Origin of the sequence: Lysobacter arseniciresistens ZS79 (assembly GCF_000768335.1) — a bacterium.
GTDB lineage: Bacteria > Pseudomonadota > Gammaproteobacteria > Xanthomonadales > Xanthomonadaceae > Novilysobacter > Novilysobacter arseniciresistens.
Window position 1 is genome coordinate 1 of record NZ_AVPT01000093.1, and the last position, 418, is coordinate 418.

A 418-nucleotide genomic window follows, 5' to 3' on the forward strand; every position below is an offset into this window, starting at 1 on the left:
GCAGCCCCGCTACCCCAACTTACGGCGCTGTTGGCTGAGACGCCTTGGAACCCAGTTCTTGCTCAAGGAGCGGGGCGAGGTCTCTACCCCCGGTTACCGGCGTGGCCTTGGCGCACATGTCCGCGGCGGGGCCGCCCAGCCATTGCTCATACGGATCCGTCTTGATGGTAGCGAAATCGGCCCACTCCGCCTTTGCTCCGGTGCCGATATGCACCTGCCCGCAAAGCATGTAGCTGCGCGTGCCCGTATCCGTCTCCCGGAAGCGCAGGTTCACCTGCCGAAAGCCGTCCGGCTTTGGGCCGTGAGACACAAAGTCGGAAACCGTGTACGCAGCGATAGAGTCCTCTAGGCTCTCGACATAGGAGTTGTTTCCTTGCGCGCCTGCGACGGGTTCACCCCCGTTTTCACGGACACTTAC

1 protein-coding gene is annotated in these 418 nt (G+C 62.7%); it reads right to left on the reverse strand.

Features of this window, described 5'->3' with window-relative positions; genetic code table 11:
* Window positions 1-19 precede the first annotated feature (19 nt).
* A partial coding sequence (locus N799_RS15865; RefSeq protein WP_203225066.1) for a hypothetical protein occupies window positions 20-418 on the reverse strand: 399 nt, incomplete at its 5' end.